Below are 18150 nucleotides of genomic sequence, written 5' to 3'. Positions count from 1 at the left end.
ACGCGTTGCCGCACGCTAGCCCCGGCAACGTTGCACACACGTTGCGATCGTTCAATCACCCCTTGCAATCCCCCCGAACCGGTTGCGGCCACCAACCGCGAAGCGGATGCTCACCGTAAGGGGTTGACTACTTGGAGTGGCCCATGTGTCACACACATCCGGAAGCGCACTCTCGCGGAGCGCGCGCGGCGGCGGTTACGGAGGAGGCGGCGTCGGAGGGACCGTACGGGATGGTCACCACAGGGCTGCGCACCGACCCGCAGGACACGAGCCTCGACCGGGAGAACACGCACGAGATCGGGAACGCCCACGACCTCCGCGAAGTGCACCCGTTGCAGTCACTGCTCCCCTTACTCGCCCAGTCGCTCGCCCACATAGCCGACGAATCAGCCCACATGATGGTCGTGACGGACGCCGACGGCAGGGTTCTGTGGCGAGACGGCAACCCTGGCGTCCTGCGCGACGACAACCCTGGCGTCCTGCGCGACGGCAACTCTGGCGTCCTGCGCGTCGCCACCGAACCCGACCGAACCGAGCCCTGCACCGACAGACCTCTCATGCGCGTGCTGCACGTACAGTCACGCAGCGCCGCCCCGATCATCGACCCCGACACCGACCGAGTGCTCGGCTGCGTCGACATCAGCGGTACCGCGCGCTCCCCGCACCCGGCCACGGTCGCGCTGGTCTGCGCCACGGCCAAGCTCGCCGAGACCCAGCTCGCCCTGCGCATGCACGAACGTGACGAGCGCCTGCGCCGCCGCTACGAGGCCCTGGGCGGCCACCCGGGCATCCTGCTCTCCCCGACCGGACGCGTACTCTCCGGAGACCCGCTGGGCACACTCGGTGAACGGCTCCCGCTGCCCGCCCCCGGCGAGCGCATGATCCTCCGGGACGGCCGTTTCGTCCTCCTCGAACCCTTCTCCGACGGCTACCTCCTACGCGCCGCACCTCTCACATCCGCCCCCACTCACCTCCGCCTGCGCGGCTTCCTCGGCGAAGGCTCGCCAACGGCCCTGGTGGGCGAGCACCGCCTGCCACTCTCCCTCCGGCACGCCGAGATCCTCGCCCTCCTGGCCCTGCACCCCGGCGGCCTCAGCGCCGAACAGCTCTCTTTCCATCTGTACGGCGACGACGGCAATCCGGTGACGATCCGGGTCGAGATCCACCGCCTCCGCGCCGAGCTCGGCGACACGATCGGCGCCCGGCCGTACCGGCTGACCTCACCCATAGAGGCCGACTTCCTGGAGCTCCGGGGCCTGCTGGCGAGCCCGGACCCCGCCTCTCTGGCCCGCGTCTACGCCGGCCCCCTGCTGCCGCGCTCGGAGTCGCCCGAGATCCGCCGCGAACGGGACGAGTTCGAGGTCCAGGTACGTACGTGCCTGCTGCTGCGCGGCTCACCCGATGATTTGTGGGCGTACGCGCAGACCTCCGGCGGACGAGAGGACTTCGAGATCCTGCAGCGCCTCGCGACCACCCTCCCCGCGACTGACCACCGCGCCGCCGCCGCCCAAGCCCGCCTACGCGCCTGAGACCGCCGGTTCACCGCATACCCGAGGCGAGTTCTCAGAGTTCGCCGATCACCTGGGCGCCGAGCTCGCTCTGGAGGAGGGCCATGCCGGAGCGCGCGTCCACGTCCGCGTCGGCGTCGTTCAGCGGGTCGACCTCGTCGGCCTCCGGGCCCTTCCGGCGGTTGGGGACAGCTTCGGGCCAGGCGGCAGAGCTTGCCTGCTGCCTGGAGGCGGGGGCCCTGGGACCCGCCTGAGCGGCTGCCTTCGCGGCCGACCTCGCGGCGGCCAGTCCCGTCCCGGACGAGCCATTGCCCGCGCCCACGCTCACGGCTTGTCCCGAACCCTGGGGCCGGACACCGGTAGTCGAGTCGGTGGGGTCCGGGGTGGGTGGAGAGCCGGGACCCGGATCGTCAGGTGCGTCCGGCCAGGACTCGTCCGTCGTCGGGCGGCCACCGTTCTGGGAGGCGTGGTCGGCTGGTCCGGGTGGTTGGCCCGCCTCCTGAGAACCGGAGTCGTCGTCCGACGAGCCATGCGTATGAGCACGGCTGTGCCCCGACTGAGCACCGCTCTGCGGGACTGTCGCAGACCCCGGCTGGTCGTACCGGGAAACGCCCGACTGCGACGGATCCGTCTGCGGAGCCGGGTGCGAGCCTTGGTGCGGTCCTGTGTGCGAGCCCGCCTGCGGACCCGCGTGGGAGCCCGTGTGCGGACCGGACTGAGGCCCCGGCCGTGAGCCCCCAGAGCCCTGGGGGGCCGGGGAGCCGCCCACGACCGCCTCAACCCGCCAGGTGCCGCCGAGCACATCGGCCAGCGCGCTGGCCACCACGGCGTCCTTGCCGCCACCCGTGAAGTTCTTCATCGCGCCGACCTGACCGAAGCCGAGCGTGACCAGGTTGCCCTCGATGCCCACCACTTGGGCGTTGGTGCTCACATTGGCCCAGACGACGATGCTGCGCCGCTTGAGCGCGGCCAACACGGCGGGCCACTGCTGCTGGACCGCCCCAGCACCACCAACACCAACTGGAGCCGCACCCTGATGGGACGACGCCCCCTGCCCCTGGGACGCCTGCCCGTGAGGCGCTTGCCCGTGGGACGCCTGGCCTTGGGCCGACGGGCCCTGAGGCGCGGCTGCGTGCGACGTCGGCCCGTGGGACCCGGCGCCGGGCGTCGACGCTGCCTGGGATCCGGCTGGTGACTGCGCGGGCCGCCCGGGGCGAGCCGGCTCCGGCCAGTCATCGGCACTGCCCCCCTGGGACCCCGGGCTCGCGGACACGCCACCGGCAGACACCGCCGAACTGTCGGCCGGCGCGCCCCCACCAGCATGACCGCCGTCCCCAGCCTGCGGAACACCGCCGGCATACCCAGCACCACCCGCAGGGGCGGGCCCACCACTCTGTGCGGGACCACTCGCGTACGCAGCACCACCATGCACCGGCCCACCACCGACAGGCGTGGCCTGGGCAGGCATGGCCCGGGCGGCCATCTGGGCGACGGCGCCGCCGCGTTCGAGGCGTTCGAGGCGGGCGAGCAGGGCGTCCTCGCCCTGCGACGCGCCGGGCAGCAGAACGCGAGCGCACATCAACTCAAGCAGGAGCCGCGGGGAGGTCGCGCCGCGCATCTCGGTGAGGCCGGCGTTGAAGATCTCGGCGGCCCGCGTGAGCTCGGCCGGCCCCATGGAGCTCGCCTGCTGGACGAGGCGCTCCAGCTCGTCGGCCGGACGATCGAGCAGGCCGCTGCTGGCGGCCTCGGGGACGTTCGCCAGGATCACCAGGTCGCGGAAGCGTTCGAGCAGGTCGGAGGCGAACCGGCGCGGATCGTGGCCGCCCTCGATCACCCGGTTGACGGCGTGGAAGACCTGCGCCCCGTCACGGGAGGCGAACGCCTGGACGACCTCGTCGAGCAGGTCGCCATCGGTGTAGCCGAGCAGCGAGACGGCCTTGGCGTAGGTGATGCCGTCGTCCTCGGCCCCGGCGAGCAGCTGGTCGAGGATGGACAGCGAGTCACGCGCGGACCCGGCTCCCGCGCGTACGACGAGCGGCAGGGCGGTCGGCTCGAACGGCACATTCTCCGCGACCAGAATCTCTTCGAGCAGCGCGCGCAGCGTCGCCGGCGGCATCAGCCGGAAGGGATAGTGGTGGGTCCGCGACTTGATGGTCCCGATGACCTTTTCCGGCTCGGTAGTCGCGAAAATGAACTTCAGGTGCGGCGGAGGCTCCTCGACGAGCTTGAGCAGCGCGTTGAAACCCTCGCGGGTCACCATGTGCGCCTCGTCGATGATGTAGATCTTGTAGCGCGCGGAGACGGGCGCGAAGAAGGCCCGCTCGCGCAGGTCACGCGCGTCGTCCACGCCACCGTGGGAGGCGGCGTCGATCTCGATGACGTCGAGGTGACCCGGACCGGTGGGGGCGAGCGCGACACACGACTCGCAGACGCCGCACGGGTCGGGGGTGGGGCCCTTCTCACAGTTGAGCGAACGCGCCAGGATGCGGGCGCTGGAGGTCTTGCCGCAGCCGCGCGGCCCGCTGAAGAGGTAGGCGTGGTTGATACGGCCCGTGCGCAGCGCCTGTCGGAGCGGATCTGTGACGTGCTCCTGACCCTTGACCTCGGCGAAGGTCCCAGGTCGGTACCTGCGATAAAGCGCAAGGCTCATGCGACCATCCCGCCTGCGAGGGGGCTCTCAACGAAGAGACCCCCCGCACACCCGCCAGAGCCCGCTTATCCTTGCTGCCTTCCGGCCCTGGGGAGGTTCACAGGATGACGCCGCGCGAGGGGTCCTTGGACAGTCTAGCCACATCCAGCAGTGCTCGCTGCAGCCAAATCGTGGTCTCGCCGGACGTAAATCATGGTCTTGTCACGTACGGGAGTCCGGTAAGCTACTCGGCGGAGGATTCGCCTAGTGGCCGAGGGCGCACGCTTGGAAAGCGTGTATAGGGCAACCTATCAGGGGTTCAAATCCCCTATCCTCCGCGCCTGGTTGAGGCAGTAAACGCGAAGGGGCCGACCCCATCCAAGTCGGCCCCTTTCGCTATTCGGGTCTCAGTTGGCCTTTCCAGAGCCCCTGTCTGCCTCCCAGATGAGACCCCCGACTTGCTTGGCCACGGTCTGCCGGATGCCGTCTGTCGTGCTGATACCGCACCGCCATGCCTGAGCCGGACCACCCCATGCTGGCGAGCCTCTTCGCGGTCCCTGACCTGCTCTGCCTTGTGCTTCCTGAGCAGGGTCACCAGCTCATCCGGCAGGCCGATCACGCGCCGTCCAGCCTTTGACTTGGTGTCTGACGTGGCCTCTTCGCCAGCGTCGCCGGGTTCTTCGTGATGTGGCCACGCCGTACGGCCTCGTTGAGCGCGGAGCGGATGGTCCGGTGAACATGGTGAGCCGTGCCAGCGGATCGGCCGGAGCGCTGGATCTTGGCGTAGAGCTTTTCGAGGTGTTCGGGCTCCAGCTTGTCGGGACGGTGAGCACCGATTCCGGGGATCAGATAGGTCACCACGTCCACCTTGTAGCCGGAATGCGTGCTTTCGCGGATGGCAGGTGGGACGGCGATGTTCTCGATCCAGTGAGTCAGCCACTTCGCGACCGTCCACCGCTGGCGTGGGTGGAACGCCACACTCCGCGCGAGCACATCGCCGAGATCATCGCCCGCTTCACCGAGGAGCAGCGATGATCATCCAGCCTGGCATGGCTCGCGAGGCGCCTCCTCCCGCGCAGGAGAGCGTGTGCGACTTCTGCGACGCGCAGATCGTCAAGGTGCCATACCGGGGCATGTTCCCACCGAGCATTGGGATGCAGTGCAGCCTCAGCCCGGCGAGCTGTTTTCGATGAACTGCCCGAGCAGGCCGCGGCCGGGCATGGGTTCTGGCTCGTTCGACAAGCACGTGCCCCGATGAAGCAACCCCGGGATGCCGCTGCCCCACCCGGCTGACCGGGGCGGATGGCCCCGCACGAAGCCCTACACACCCGTGCGGGGCCACCATCCACACGCCCCCCTCTGGACTGCGAGGGCCGGACCCGAAGACCCCGCGTGTGCGCCAAGGCGGCCTCACACCGCGCGGGGGGCGGAGCCGTGACCGGAGGCAAGCCCGCGTGCGGCGTGCCGTGGTGCCGCGTGGAGCACCGGCCCGGCGTCATAGCCAACCGCGTGGCTCGGCACCTGGCGAACCGGCCCGGCCACGATCATCGTCACCATCGGCCAGATCGGCCACGATGCGGGCAGAGAGGTGTCCCGGCTGTCCCTAGTGTCACAGTGCCCGCCCTGACCAGCGCAAAACGGACGGCAGCAAGGGACATTCACCGGCCATAGGTGTCCCTGCTGTCTCTGAGCCTGTGAAGCGAAGGGCTGAATGGCGCTTCGCCCGCCCCTCCTGGGCGCTACACGCCAAACCTGCTGTAACACCAGAGGGCTGGTGTTACAGCAGGTTTGTCCCTCTAGGACACGTTTCGCGTGCCCCTCGTCTGGTCTAAGGTGATCGTCGTCAATTGGGGGGTCACCATGGACAGGTTCGGCCGACGAGGCCTTGTGTTCGTATCCCTCTTGATGGCCGCGCTGGTTTCGCACCCGGTCGACAGCGCCGCAGCCTATCGAGAGGCTTCCATAGCGCATTTCGAGGTATCAACGAGAACCACGAAGCCGCTTGTCCGGCCTCTCCAGAAAAAGCTCTCGGAGCCGATCCGGTATGCCTACTCGCCCTGTGACGGCTTCACGAAGTCGTGTGACGTGTGGCATGTGGTCACCACCACCGGGAAGGAGTGGGCAGTCCGCGATGCACTGCCGGATGAGGACATGGGCGATATCGCTGTGTCACCAGATGGTGTCTTGCTCGCCTACCTGCACGCCAAGAGTGAACGCCTTATGATCCGCGACCTTGAGCGGGGAACGGTCCGTATCGTTCCCACCCCGAAGAGCTGGAAAGGATGGGAGATGTCCTTCGGGTTCTCCCGCAACAGCCGGTGGTTGGCGGTCGACTCGATAGACCACCCCAAGTCGCGCGCCATCCGGTATGACGTGAAAACCGCCAAGGTTCTCACTCTCCCGCGGGCGTGTTGTGTCATCGGCATCGCCGATGCGGGCACGACCTTCGTGGCTGTTCACAAGGACTCCGCCAAAACAACGGAGGCGAGCGCCGTACGTCCGGGAAGGACGTTGAAGGTGCAGTTTCCCATCCTCCCCTACCTGATGCTGTCGAAGACCCACGTCTCTCCCGACGGCCGCCTGCTGGCATTCGACGGCGAGGAGTATGGCGCGCCATCCCGAACCGTCGGCACCTTGGATGCGAAGTCCGGCCAGATCGTCAGCCGCGTCACTCCCGACATTGACGGGCTGCGGGAGATCGAAAGCTTCGTCTACTGGTACGACGCCAGCAGGGTGCTCATTGATGTCGAGACACAGGATTATGGACGCCGTCTCTACCTGGTCAACGTTCGTACCGGCCAGGCGAAGCGAGTGCTGTTGCCGAAGGAGGCGTTCGAACTCCACTCCGTGACCGTGAGCTCACATGTCGAGATCGCGAAGTGAAGTTCCAAATGCAAAAGCAGCAGCACGTTGGGTCTCAATCTGGGTCTCAGTCCATGTCCGTCCGAGTACGTTCAGCACTGGACGGCGTACCGCTTAAGGCCAGTTCAGAGGACCCCTCGAACACTCCCGAACAGAGATCAGCAGACTTGGAAAGCGTGTAAAGGGCAACCTTTCGGGGGTTCAAATCCCCCATCCTCCGCCAGCTCGGAAGGGGTGTGCCGCGATCGCGGCACACCCCTTCCGGCGTTCCAGATCGTCACGGCGCCGCCGTGGAGAGCATTGAAGCGAAGCAGTCGGTGAACGCGCCCCGGGTCGTGGACTCATCCGAACGGTCGAGCACGGCGAAGACCACCCGATCGAACACCGACGAGAACGCGCCCGAATCAGCCAGATGGACACGGAAGGCGCCGGCCACATCCCGCGGGTCGTTGCGGAACACGCCGCAACCCCAGGCGCCGAGCACCAGCTCGCGCGCGCCATGGCGGGCGGCGACGGCCAGGAGGCGCCCCGCACGCCGGTGCAGCGTGAGCCGGATCCGCTCTCCAGCGTCTGGGTCGCGGCGCAGCACCTGGCCTGCGTTGGGCGCGGGACAGGTCAGGAACGACACCTGGTACAGCTCCGGCGACAACCGCCCCTGGTCGTCGCGGTGGACGGGCACGCCGGGCGACCAGATGACGCGGTCGCTGTAGAGCAGATCGGCCGAGGAACGGTGGGCGGCGTAGTAGCCGGGGGCCGCCAGCAGGCACGGATACAGCAGAGCGTTGCGGCACAGATCCTCTTCCTGAGCCTTCGCCCCGTTGAGATAGCCGCCGCCGGGGTTGCGGGCCGAAGCGAAGTCGAGCACGGCGATGTGCTCCGCCCCTTCCAGGTGCAGCCGCCGCGCCGCTCGCAGGCTGTCCTCTCCGGTCACCTCGAACACTGTGTGACGACCGGCGGGGGCGGGCAGGTCGATGGGCTCGTCGGGCGCGTGGTCGACCGTGCCGGAGATCGCCGCGGCTAACACTGGGCCGATGGTTACGGAGGTGCCGTCATGGGCCACGTACCCGCCCTCGGCGACGATCTGGGCATTGTCGTTGGCAATGCCGCGCAACCGTCTGCTCATGATCGGCATGCTAGGGCCCGCCCGAGCGACGCGGCGAACGCTTTTGAACCCGGCACCGAACTGGCGCAGTTGCTCGCGGTCGATGCCATCGACGAGGCCGACGAGACGCTCGGCGCGCCGGTCAACGTGGCGCTTCGCACCCCTTCTGAGGACACCCTGCGCCACCGTACGGCTGTAACGCTGTGGTGGACGCCCAGCGTTGGCGATCCTCAAAGATCAACGACGCGACGCACGGGCGCCTGGACCTTGGGAGAGCCGTGCGACTCGCGGCTGATGAGCGCATTGGCGGCCCGCCGAGCTGATCGCCGGAAAAATGGTTGTACGGGATCGCGTTCGGGTTGATAGCGTGCGGGAACCGTGACAGGCCGCAAGGAGGTGAGACCCATGAACGCTGTATCGATGTGGGTGCTCCCCCTCGTCATCACGGTCGGGCGATTGACATAGGTGTCGCCGGGAGTGCCTCGACAAGGCAAGCCCGAAAGGCAACAACCTATGAACAGTTTCACTTCAGACATGGGCGAGCATCCCGTAGTGATCGCGCGGGTCGCGGAGCGGCAATGGCACGCTCTGGCGGACGACCGGGTGGTCGGCCGCGGCGACACTTCGCGCAGGCCCGACGGACGGATCTTCGTCAGCATCGACGCGTGGCACGGCGCGGTCTTCGACCAACTCGCCGAAGCCATGCTGGCGGACCTGCCGAAGCCGCTGTACACGCTGGTCGACGAAACCGACCTCGACTTGACGTCCCACTGGGAACGAGCCGGCTTCACGACCAGACGCCGCGAGTGGGAGTACCTCGTACCCACCGACCCGCAGGTCACGGGACTCGGCTCAGCGCCACCGCCGTCGGACGTGACGATCGTGGGCGTCGGCGAGGCGCAGGAGGGCCCTCTGCGCGAGCTGGACCGCGTGATCCGCGACGAGGTCGAAGCCACCGTCGGATGGCAGGAGATGCTGGCTGAGGTATTGCCCCTCCCGGACGGCGTTACCGTGCTGGACCCGTCGAAGTACGCGGTGGCCGCACAATCGGATGGATATGTGGGGCTGCTCCGGGTGGCGCCGGTCATCCGGCAGCCACGGATCGGGCTGATCGCGGTCCGGTCCGACCAGCACCGCCGCGGTATCGCCCGGGCGCTGCTCGCCCATGTGCTGGGTTCGCTGCACCGCCGCGGGATCGAAACGGCATCGGCCGAGGTGAACGAATCCAACGGGGCGGCCATGGCGCTCTTCGAGCGCGTCGGCGCCCGGCGTGCGAGCAGCAACCTGGAGCTGGTACTCCGCTGACGCCCCACCCATCGCCGGGCGAGACGGTCGGGTCACGGCCGCCGCCTGCGACAACCGCGCCTGCCGAGGCGCCCCGATCACGGTTGCGGCAACAGGATCCGTTTCCGCACCGACCTCACAGCCACTCCGGAGAAATCATGGCAAGAAAAGCAGGCGGCATCGAGGTGGAGGGCACCGTCGTCGAGTGCCTACGCAACGCCACCTTCAAGGTAGAGCTCGAGAACGGCCACAAGGTGCTGGCGCACATCAGCGGGAAGATACGGAAGAACTACATCAAGATCTTGCCGTACGACCGGGTGCTCGTGGAGCTCAGCCCCTACGACCTCGCCCGCGGCCGAATCCTCTACCGATACAGGTAACGGCGGGCCCCAGTGTTACAGCCAGATCTTGCGCTGCGGTTCGCCGCGCGCTGAGCGCGGAAGACCGGCTGTGACACTCCGGGGCAGCGTCCCCGGTATCGCAAAGCACCCGCTCGTGTCAGCCGTCGTTCGGCTTGAGGGCCTGGACGATGGCGGAGTGGAGTCCGCCGCCGGTGTCGTCGGTGAGCGTGACGCGGACGCTGGTGAAGCCCACGTCTCGTAGTAGTCGCTCGTACTCGCGGGCGGTGAGGGTGCCGTTGGCACAACCGATGCGCTGTTCGGCGGCGATGCGCTGGTCGCGGTTCAAGTCGTCGTCGGCGATCACGTCACTGATGCCCAGGCGGCCCCCGGGTACCAGGACGCGGAAGGCTTCGGCCAGCACTGCGGGCTTGTCGGTGGAGAGGTTGACGACGCAGTTGGAGATGACGACGTCCACAGCGGCCGCGGGCAGCGGGATGTCCTCGATGTGACCGTGCAGGAACTCGACGTTCTTCGCTTCGGCCTGTTCGGCGTTGGTGCGGGCCAGGGCGAGCATGTCGGGGCTGGCGTCCAGGCCGTAGGCGCGGCCGGTGGGGCCGACGCGGCGGGCGGACAGCAGTACGTCCAGGCCGCCGCCGGAGCCGAGGTCCAGCACCGTTTCGCCAGGGCGAAGGTCGGCGACGGCGAGCGGGTTGCCACAGCCGAGGCTGGCGCGCAGGGCTGCCTCTGGCATCTCAGGTGCGTCGCCGTCGGCGTAGGCGGCGGAGCCGAAACAACCGTCGGTGAAGGCGCCGGCCTCGCAGTCCAGCGGTGTGCCGCCGGACACGGCCAGCCGGGCCAGCCCGGAGTAGCGCTGGACGGTGGCCTCACGCCTGTCAGTGGGTTCACTCATCGGTATCTCCTGACGCGGGCGTACAGGTGGGCGGCTTGGGAGCGGGACGGCCCATGACGAGATCGGCTGCGCTGGGAAAGCACTCCACGCACACGGTGTTGATCCGGTAGAAGGCCGCGGTGCCGACACGTTCGACCAGCACGAACCGGACCTCGGACAGAATCCTGAGGTGCGCCGAGACGGTGGACTGGCCCACATCGACGGCCTCGACGATCTCGCCCACGCTCATCGGCGCGCCACTCCGGGCCAGCAGCGAGACGATCTGCACGCGGGTGGCGTCCGCCAGGGCCTTGAACCAGGAGGCGTACTCGGCGGCGGTAGGCCGATCGAGCGGCCTCTTCTCTCCATTCATCGTTAATCGACGATAGACGATGAAGACTGGTCACGGAAGCCGCAGATGGCGACATTCCATGCAGGTATGAGAGCGGCCGGACTTACCGAGAGAGTTCAGGTGACGATGTGACTGCGACGCTCGATCAGTACGATGTCTCGCTATATGCCGATGATTGGCCCGTCCAGATTCGCGGCGACGCTCACCTGGTCGCCGTGTCCGCGGGAGCGGAGGTCAGGTCGGCGATCAGCGCGCGTACGCGGGCCTCGATCGCGTCCCGGATCGGACGTACGGCTTCGACGCCCTGCCCTGCCGGGTCGGCCAGCACCCAGTCCTCGTACCGTTTGCCGGGAAAGATCGGGCAGGCGTCGCCGCAACCCATGGTGATCACGACGTCGCTGGCTTGGACGGCATCGACCGTGAGCACCTTGGGGATCTCGGCGGAGATGTCGATGCCACGCTCTGCCATCGCCTCCACCACGGCCGGGTTCACCTCATCGGCGGGCGCGGAACCAGCCGAACGCACGCGTACCCGGCCGCCGGCCAGGTGGAACAGGAAGGCGGCGGCCATCTGGGAGCGGCCGGCGTTGTGCACGCACACGAACAACACCTGCGGCAGCACGTCGGGCACGGGTTTCTCCTATCGGGGCTGATCGGCGGCTTGGTAAGTGGAACCGGAGACGTGTTGCGGGCTGTTCGGGTAGAGCAGGACCAGCAGCAGGCCGCCCAGCGCGGCACCGGCCAGCTGGGCGGCGATGAAACCGGGCACGGAAGCGGGGGCGATCCCGGCGAAGGTGTCGGTGAACGCTCGCCCCAGGGTGACGGCGGGGTTGGCGAAGCTCGTACTGCTGGTGAACCAGTAGGCGGTGCCGATGTAGCCACCGACCGCGACCGGTGCCAGCGTGGCGCGGCCTTGCCGGATCAGGGCGAAGATGACCACGATGAGCCCGGCGGTGGCCACCACCTCACCCAGCAGCAGGTGAGGCGCCGACCGGTCACGAGCCGAGATCTGAACGGCCGGGAGCGCGAACATGGCGTTCGCCAGGACGGCCCCCGCGATCGCTCCGGCGATCTGGGCGGGAACGTAGGCCGCCACCTCCCGGCCACGCACCGCCGGGTCAGCGTCGCGGCGGGTGAGTACCCAGGCCGCGACGGAGACGACCGGATTGAAGTGCGCGCCGGACACGGGTCCGAGGATCACGATGAGCACGGCCAGGCCCGCTGCTGTGGCCAGACTGTTGGCCAGCAGTTGTACGCCGACGTCACGCGACAGATCAGCCGCCATGATGCCGGAGCCGACCACTATCGCCACCAGGGCCGCGGTGCCGGCGAACTCGGCCAGGGCCCGGCGTGCCAGGTTCACCGCGCGTCCGCGACAAGCGTCTCGGGCAGGGCCAGTACGCCGGTCAGACGCTTGAGCGTGGCCGGGACGATCCAGTAGTACACCCAGGTGCCGCGCCGCTCGCTGTCGATCAGACCGGCCTCGCGCAGCACTTTGAGATGGTGCGAGATCGTCGGCGCGGTGACCGTGAAAGCCTCGGTCAGCTCGCACACGCACACCCCGTTGCCGACCTGGCGGCCACTTTCGTGGGCACCGATCAGGGACAGCAACCGCAACCGGATCGGGTCGCCCAATGCCTTGAACACGCGGGCCGTCTCGGCGGCCTCGTCTTCGCTGATCGGCTCCGCGATCAGCGGCGTGCAGCATCCGGAGGCGACCACCGGCAGCTCCTGTTTCGACATATCTCTAATTTGACAGACTTCTAATCAGAAGCGCAAACTCGAGGCTGCTTAGACATCCGTCGAAACAACGATCGGAGATCGTCATGTCTCGCGTCCAGCTCGCCCTCCGCGTCGCCGACCTGGAGAGCTCGATCACCTTCTACTCCAAGCTGTTCGGCACCGAACCGGCCAAGCTCCGTCCCGGCTACGCCAACTTCGCCATCGCCGAGCCGCCGCTCAAGCTGGTGCTGATCGAAGGCGAGGAGGGAGAGGCGACCCGCATGGACCACCTCGGCGTCGAGGTCGAGGACACCGCCCAGGTCGACGCCGCCACCCGGCGGCTCAAGGACGCCGGCCTGGCCACCTTCGAGGAGAACGACACTTCCTGCTGCTACGCCCTCCAGGACAAGGTGTGGGTGCACGGCCCGGGAGCCGAGCCATGGGAGGTGTACGTGGTCAAGGGCGACGCCGACACCCTGGCCAAGGAGACCGACTCAGCCTGCTGTACCCCAGCCGCCGCATCGGGCGACGAACCGGTCACCGCCTCGGAGAACTGCTGCTGAGCGCGATCGATCTCGCTGTGGTCTGTGGGTTGGCGAGTGAGTGGCTGGGCCAGGCGATGTCGTCAACCGCCAGAAACGGCTCGTCCGCCACGGTCGCGGGGGTTACTCCCGTGAACGCCACAACATCCCGATGCAGGTGGGACTGGTCCGTGTAGCCGGCGTCGGCCGCGACTCGGGCCGCACCTTCACCCGCGACCAGGCGGTGGGCGGCATGGTCGAACCGGACCAGCTTCACGGCGCGCTTGGGCGGCAGGCCGAGCTGCGACCGGAACCGGGACCAAAGGCGCTTACGGCTCCATCCGACCTCGGCCGCCAGTCCGTCGACCCGGACCAGGCCGTGGCCGCCGACGATCCGGTCCCAGGCCCAGGCCACCTCCGGGTCCACCGGCGGCGACCCCGCCTCGTACCGGTGGGCGAGCAACGCGTCCGTCAGCGCGAAGCGATCTTCCCACGACGAGACTTCGCCCAGTCGCTCACGGATCCGTGACGCCTCCCGGCCCCACAGGTCGTCGAGGGCCACCACGGCGCCGTCGAGCTCGGCGGGGGAAGCGCCCAGAATCGCGCGGGCGATCACCGGGGACAGGCGCACCTGTACGCACTCGACGTTCTCCCCCCGCGCCCACACCGCGCCCCCGGACCCGATCCCGGGCCCGGCGACGACGCTTCCCAGCTGCTGACGCCCGGCGGCGTCGTTCAGGATGGGCGAACCGGCGCCGAAGTCCAGCAGCAGCGTCACGGCCGGGTGCGGGACCATCCGCAGCGCGTCCAGATCACCGACCCGGAACCCGGCCATGGTGACACCGGCCACCCGGCTGGGCCGCTGCGGGGATGCGACCTCCCACACAGCCGCACCGTGGACGAATGTCCGCACCGTCCCATGCTACGCACGCCAAGGAGAGGAACATTCGTCCAATCCGCCAGCGCGTACCAGCGGCGACAGTGGCCTCATGACCATTTCTGACGGCGTGAAAGGCCACGCCGAGACCCTGTCTCTGGACGACGACGACATCTACGTGTGCCAGGACGGCCCCGACGACGCCCCCGTGATCCTGCTCATCCACGGGTCCGCGTCCTCGACCCGCTCATGGGACACGCTGGTTCCGCTGCTGACCACGTCCCATCGCGTCATCCGGATCGACCTGCTGGGCCACGGCCGGTCAGCCAAACCGGCCGACCGCAGCTACGCGACCCCGGAGCAGGGACGCCGGGTGGGCGCGGCACTGGACCGGCTCGGCGTCGAGCACGCCATCGTCGTCGGCCATTCCAGCGGCGGCGCGGTCGCCACCGCCCTCGCCGAACAGCGGCCCGACCTGGTGACCGCGCTCGCGCTCATCAACACCGGGCCCAGCCTGGCCGCCTTCATCGCCTCGGAGTCCGCCACGATCACGCCCTCGCAGTGGCCGCCGACCGACAAGCAGCTCCGCCAGTTCGCGAGCACCGGTTTCAGCCGCGCGGGCTACCAGATCCCCCAAGAGCTCCTGAACGAGGTACGCGCGATGACGTACCACACGCTCACCGCGACTATGCAGGGCATCCGCGAGTATCTGGAGCAGCGGGCGCTCCCGGAGCGGCTGACGTCCCTCGGCAAGCCGCTGCTGGTGATCTTCGGCGCGGACGACCGGAGATGGCGATCCTCATCCGCCGCAGACTACCGCGTCGTTCCGGGCGCGACGGTCGAGTTGCTGCCCGGCCTCGGACACTCACCCATGCTCGAGGATCCGCCGCGGACCGCCGCACCCCTCCTGGCGTTCACCGCGCGAGCGAGCTGATCATTGTCCCCATGTGGGCAACCAGACCTCGGTGTCGGATACGTCCTCTCGCCTGGAGTCGAGATAGTCGCGGAGTTCGACGAGCGCGGGATGCGGATTGTCGTCGCGCCAGATCAGTGACATCGGGTAGAGCGGCGCCGGGTCACGTACCGGTATGCGCCGCAGGTCGTAGCTGTCCGGCCACAGATACCGCGAGCCTTCGCCGACAAGGGTCGCCAGTTCGGAGGAGTCCGCGATCTCGGCCAGCAGCGCCTCGATTCCGAAGCTGGGCCCGACCATGTCGATCGTGAGACCGAACGCGGCGGCGAGTTCGTCGTAGTAGCCGGCCCATTCGGTTTCTGGGGCCATGCCGGGCATCCAGATTCGGTGCCCGGCAAGTTGCGCGGGCGTGACTGCGTGAGCTTTGGCGAGCGCATGGCGGGGTCCGACGAGTAGTTGGTGCGGCTCGTCGATCACTCGGGCAGTCCTGATCGGGTCTGGCAGATGCCGCGCGGAAACCGTGACGGCGTGGAACGTGGCGTCGATCGTCCCGGCCTCGACAGCGGCGATCGCGGCCTCGACGTCGCCCTTCAGGGTCACGACATCAAGCTCGATCTCGGGATGCGTACGGTAGAAGTCCTGCAGCAGCACCCCAGCCGCGACCCGCCGGTTGACGACGTCGACACGTAGCGCACGCCGACCAGGACGTACGGACGCGTCCGCCCGCTCTTCCACCCGGAGGAGTTCACGGGCGTGGGGCAGGAACGCCTGGCCGTCGATAGTGAGCTGGGCTCCGCGCGCCGTACGGGTGAACAGGCGCACACCGAGGTCTTTCTCCAGCGTGGCGACGCGCTTGGAGACGGCCTGCTGGGTGATCGACAGCTCGGCGGCGGCTTCCTGGAACTGGCCTGCGTCCGCGACGGCGACGAATGTGCGTACGGCGTTGAGATCCACACACCACACGCTACTCCCACAACTAATGGTTGTGGCTTGCCGCCAACCGCGTTGTTTGATCCGCCTTCTCGGCCTTGCTTGGATCGGAGCGGTCAGCGGCAAGTTGTTCGGAGCGGGGAGATGTGGAGCTTCGTGGCTAGACGATCCTTGGGCCGGCGGTTCGGCTGGCTGTGGGCGGCGTACGCGGTCAGCGCCTACGGCTCCGGCTTGGGATTCGGGGCATTGCCCCTGATAGCCGTGCTGGTGTTGCATGCCGGCCCCGCCCAGGTGTCCGCGCTGTCCGCCGTGGGGCCGGCGGTGGGCGCGCTGATCGCGTTGCCGCTCGGGCCGTGGGTGGAGTTTCGGCGCAAGCGGCCGATCATGATCGCGATGGACCTGGCTCGGTTCGCGGCCATGATGACGATCCCGCTCGCCTACGCTTTCAACCAGCTCAGTTTCGTACAGCTACTGGTTGTCTCGACGGTGACAGCCGCGGCCAAGATCGCCTTCAACGCGGCCAGCGGCGCCCACCTCAGGACCCTCGTACGGCCGGATGATCTGCTCGTGGCCAACGCGCGGTTCGAGTCGACGACGTGGAGTTCGATCGCGGTCGGGCCGCCGCTGGGCGGGGCGGCGATCGGCCTGTTCGGGCCGGTGACCACTGTGGTGGCCGATGCGCTCAGCTACCTGTTGTCCGCGTTGGGGATCAGCGCCATTCGCGGCCGCGAAGAACCCCCGCGACGCACCGACAAGAGCCGGGCCCGGGCCGGCGAGCTGCTCGACGGCTTTCGGCACATCCTGACCCATCCCGGCCTGCGGGCGCTCTATCTCAACAACCTGCTCGTCAGCGGACTGATCATGGCCACCGAGCCGCTACTGGGCGTGCTCCTGCTCCGCGAGCTCGGGTTCTCCCCCTGGGAGTACGGCCTCGCCTTCGCTGTCCCCTGCGTCGGCGGACTCATCGGCTCACGCCTCGCCCGCCGCGTCGTGGCGCGGTACGGCCAACCCCGGATCCTCCGTACGGTCGGCACGCTGCGCGCGGTCTGGCTGATCGGCCTCGCCTTCGTCCGTCCCGGTGTCGCCGGCCTCGCGATCGTGATGGCTGTCGAGTTCGCGATCATCATCAGCATGAGCCTGTACAACCCGGTACTCGCCACCTACCGACTCGAACACACTCCCTCAGACCGCACCGCCCGCACCCTGTCGGCCTGGTCGATCAGCAGCAGCGCCGCCATCGCCATCTTGAGCGCGCTCGGCGGCCTGCTCGCCGACGCCACCAGCCCACGCACGGCCATCACGATCGCGGGAGTGCTGATCCTCGCCAGCCCGCTGTTGCTGCCCCGTCGCCCGAGCCCAAGTCACGGCGAAGCAGGCGCCGGTCTCCCGGCGCCCACGAAGCTGTCGGCGTAATACACCACCAGGAAAAATGTAGATGAGAGCGAGAAACATCATCGGACGCGCTTCCCTTCCATCTTGAGAAGCGACGGAAGAGGGCGGTAATCCCCTACGCTATGATCCAATTACCACTTTACGATCGGGCTGGAGTGGTGAAGGATATGTCGGGTGATCATCCCACCCCGTTCTTCTGCCGGCGCCGTCGCGCTCTTATCCGTGGCCCTTTTTCTCAACGGATCAGCGGTGGACGCAGACACGTCTGAAGCGACATCTCCCCCCGCGAAGACCACGGCCGTCCGGGTCCCCGTCGCGGTCAAAGAACCTCACATCTCGCTGACGGGCGGGATGGGCGGAGGCAGTGGCAAAGGCGGCTTCGAAATCTCCATACAGTTCGGCAACGCCGGCAAGGAGTCCGTGACCATCGTCGGGATTGGGCGCAGCGGGCCAGGAATGCAGCTGCTCAACCCCCAACGACGAGGGCCGTATGTGATTCTCCCTGGCGAGAGCATTGCTCTCCAACTCAAATACCGCGTGACAAACTGCAAGATCGTCCCCCGTGGGACGTGGCCGATACCACTCCGCGTACTCCGACCGAAGGGCGAGGAAACCATTTATCCCGATCCCTCCCTCGCGGGCGAGGAGGATCAGTGGTACCAGGAATTCGTTAAGAGCATCTGCGGTTCGAAATAGTCCGGCGCCTCGCTGATCGACGCCGGTTCGGCCGACTCGAACGCCTGGCGCATCCGCCCCTTCACGTCAGCCTGCTCTCCAGCCTCGCAGAGCAGGCCAGACCACAGCCGGCGACCTTACTCCATCCGTAAA

18 protein-coding genes, 1 tRNA gene and 1 other RNA gene are annotated in these 18150 nt (G+C 68.1%); 9 read left to right on the top strand and 11 right to left on the bottom strand.

Annotated elements, in window-relative coordinates; translation table 11 throughout:
- The first annotated feature begins 230 nt into the window (after positions 1-230).
- On the top strand, positions 231-1529 hold the full coding sequence (locus AB0B64_RS12715) for a helix-turn-helix domain-containing protein (protein ID WP_357937872.1): 1299 nt from the start codon (positions 231-233) through the stop codon (positions 1527-1529).
- Positions 1530-1563: 34 nt separating this feature from the next.
- On the opposite strand, the gene AB0B64_RS12710 is transcribed toward AB0B64_RS12715, so the two are convergent.
- Positions 1564-4158 carry a DNA polymerase III subunit gamma and tau gene (locus tag AB0B64_RS12710; protein ID WP_358176871.1) on the bottom strand — a complete coding sequence of 865 codons (2595 nt, stop codon included), beginning with the start codon at positions 4156-4158 and terminating at the stop codon, positions 1564-1566.
- 31 nt (positions 4159-4189) lie between these two features.
- An RNA gene (gene ffs / locus AB0B64_RS12705) (signal recognition particle sRNA small type) lies at positions 4190-4285 on the bottom strand.
- 105 nt (positions 4286-4390) lie between these two features.
- On the opposite strand from ffs, the gene AB0B64_RS12700 reads away from it, so the two are divergent.
- Positions 4391-4475 (top strand) — tRNA-Ser (locus tag AB0B64_RS12700).
- A gap of 277 nt (positions 4476-4752) precedes the next feature.
- Here AB0B64_RS12700 and AB0B64_RS12695 read toward each other — a convergent pair.
- Positions 4753-4995 (bottom strand): hypothetical protein, encoded by a 243-nt coding sequence (locus tag AB0B64_RS12695; protein ID WP_358176868.1) that lies wholly within the window; start codon positions 4993-4995, stop codon positions 4753-4755.
- A 954-nt stretch (positions 4996-5949) separates the two neighbouring features.
- Between AB0B64_RS12695 and AB0B64_RS12690 the strand changes: the two genes are divergently transcribed.
- Entirely contained in the window at positions 5950-7020 is a 1071-nt protein-coding gene (locus AB0B64_RS12690) for a hypothetical protein (RefSeq protein WP_358176865.1), read from the top strand.
- A gap of 256 nt (positions 7021-7276) precedes the next feature.
- On the opposite strand, the gene AB0B64_RS12685 is transcribed toward AB0B64_RS12690, so the two are convergent.
- Positions 7277-8122 carry a TIGR02452 family protein gene (locus tag AB0B64_RS12685; RefSeq protein WP_357937884.1) on the bottom strand — a complete coding sequence of 282 codons (846 nt, stop codon included), beginning with the start codon at positions 8120-8122 and terminating at the stop codon, positions 7277-7279.
- Between the two features lie 513 nt (positions 8123-8635).
- Between AB0B64_RS12685 and AB0B64_RS12680 the strand changes: the two genes are divergently transcribed.
- Together AB0B64_RS12680 and infA are read left to right on the top strand one after the other, a co-directional pair.
- The gene (locus tag AB0B64_RS12680; protein WP_358176862.1) at positions 8636-9406 is read left to right on the top strand and encodes a GNAT family N-acetyltransferase; all 771 of its coding nucleotides are present in this window, start codon (positions 8636-8638) and stop codon (positions 9404-9406) included.
- A 137-nt stretch (positions 9407-9543) separates the two neighbouring features.
- Positions 9544-9765 carry a translation initiation factor IF-1 gene (gene infA / locus AB0B64_RS12675; protein ID WP_357937889.1) on the top strand — a complete coding sequence of 74 codons (222 nt, stop codon included), beginning with the start codon at positions 9544-9546 and terminating at the stop codon, positions 9763-9765.
- A 118-nt stretch (positions 9766-9883) separates the two neighbouring features.
- Here infA and AB0B64_RS12670 read toward each other — a convergent pair whose 3' ends face one another.
- The 5 genes from AB0B64_RS12670 to AB0B64_RS12650 all read right to left on the bottom strand — a co-directional run bounded on the left by AB0B64_RS12670 (position 9884) and on the right by AB0B64_RS12650 (position 12710).
- Complete coding sequence (locus AB0B64_RS12670; RefSeq protein ID WP_358176859.1) at positions 9884-10636, bottom strand: methyltransferase domain-containing protein; 753 nt, start codon at positions 10634-10636, stop codon at positions 9884-9886.
- On the bottom strand, positions 10629-10988 hold the full coding sequence (locus AB0B64_RS12665; RefSeq protein WP_357937895.1) for a metalloregulator ArsR/SmtB family transcription factor: 360 nt from the start codon (positions 10986-10988) through the stop codon (positions 10629-10631). The genes AB0B64_RS12670 and AB0B64_RS12665 overlap by 8 nt, the downstream gene beginning before the upstream one ends.
- 181 nt (positions 10989-11169) lie before the next feature.
- Entirely contained in the window at positions 11170-11598 is a 429-nt protein-coding gene (locus tag AB0B64_RS12660) for an arsenate reductase ArsC (protein WP_358176856.1), read from the bottom strand.
- Between the two features lie 9 nt (positions 11599-11607).
- The gene (locus AB0B64_RS12655; RefSeq protein WP_358176853.1) at positions 11608-12330 is read right to left on the bottom strand and encodes an aquaporin; all 723 of its coding nucleotides are present in this window, start codon (positions 12328-12330) and stop codon (positions 11608-11610) included.
- Entirely contained in the window at positions 12327-12710 is a 384-nt protein-coding gene (locus AB0B64_RS12650; protein ID WP_358176850.1) for a metalloregulator ArsR/SmtB family transcription factor, read from the bottom strand. Before AB0B64_RS12650 ends, AB0B64_RS12655 begins: the two co-directional genes overlap by 4 nt.
- Before the next feature lie 83 nt (positions 12711-12793).
- Here AB0B64_RS12650 and AB0B64_RS12645 point away from each other — a divergent pair, with 83 nt between their 5' ends.
- Entirely contained in the window at positions 12794-13252 is a 459-nt protein-coding gene (locus AB0B64_RS12645) for an ArsI/CadI family heavy metal resistance metalloenzyme (RefSeq protein WP_357937907.1), read from the top strand.
- On the opposite strand, the gene AB0B64_RS12640 is transcribed toward AB0B64_RS12645, so the two are convergent.
- Positions 13227-14123 carry a helix-turn-helix domain-containing protein gene (locus tag AB0B64_RS12640; RefSeq protein ID WP_357937910.1) on the bottom strand — a complete coding sequence of 299 codons (897 nt, stop codon included), beginning with the start codon at positions 14121-14123 and terminating at the stop codon, positions 13227-13229. The two genes, AB0B64_RS12645 and AB0B64_RS12640, sit on opposite strands and share 26 nt — an antisense overlap.
- 76 nt (positions 14124-14199) lie before the next feature.
- Here AB0B64_RS12640 and AB0B64_RS12635 point away from each other — a divergent pair, with 76 nt between their 5' ends.
- Positions 14200-15021 carry an alpha/beta hydrolase gene (locus tag AB0B64_RS12635; RefSeq protein ID WP_358176847.1) on the top strand — a complete coding sequence of 274 codons (822 nt, stop codon included), beginning with the start codon at positions 14200-14202 and terminating at the stop codon, positions 15019-15021.
- Here the strand turns inward: AB0B64_RS12635 and AB0B64_RS12630 are convergent, their stop codons facing one another.
- Complete coding sequence (locus AB0B64_RS12630) at positions 15022-15954, bottom strand: LysR family transcriptional regulator (protein ID WP_357937916.1); 933 nt, start codon at positions 15952-15954, stop codon at positions 15022-15024.
- Between the two features lie 132 nt (positions 15955-16086).
- On the opposite strand from AB0B64_RS12630, the gene AB0B64_RS12625 reads away from it, so the two are divergent.
- Together AB0B64_RS12625 and AB0B64_RS12620 are read left to right on the top strand one after the other, a co-directional pair.
- Positions 16087-17343 carry an MFS transporter gene (locus AB0B64_RS12625; RefSeq protein ID WP_357937919.1) on the top strand — a complete coding sequence of 419 codons (1257 nt, stop codon included), beginning with the start codon at positions 16087-16089 and terminating at the stop codon, positions 17341-17343.
- A gap of 153 nt (positions 17344-17496) precedes the next feature.
- Positions 17497-18018 (top strand): hypothetical protein, encoded by a 522-nt coding sequence (locus tag AB0B64_RS12620; protein ID WP_358176844.1) that lies wholly within the window; start codon positions 17497-17499, stop codon positions 18016-18018.
- Positions 18019-18150 lie beyond the last annotated feature (132 nt).

The organism is Nonomuraea sp. NPDC049129, assembly GCF_040648495.1.
Taxonomy (GTDB): domain Bacteria; phylum Actinomycetota; class Actinomycetes; order Streptosporangiales; family Streptosporangiaceae; genus Nonomuraea.
Note: the sequence above shows the minus strand (reverse complement) of the source record. Positions and strands in the feature narration are given on the sequence as shown.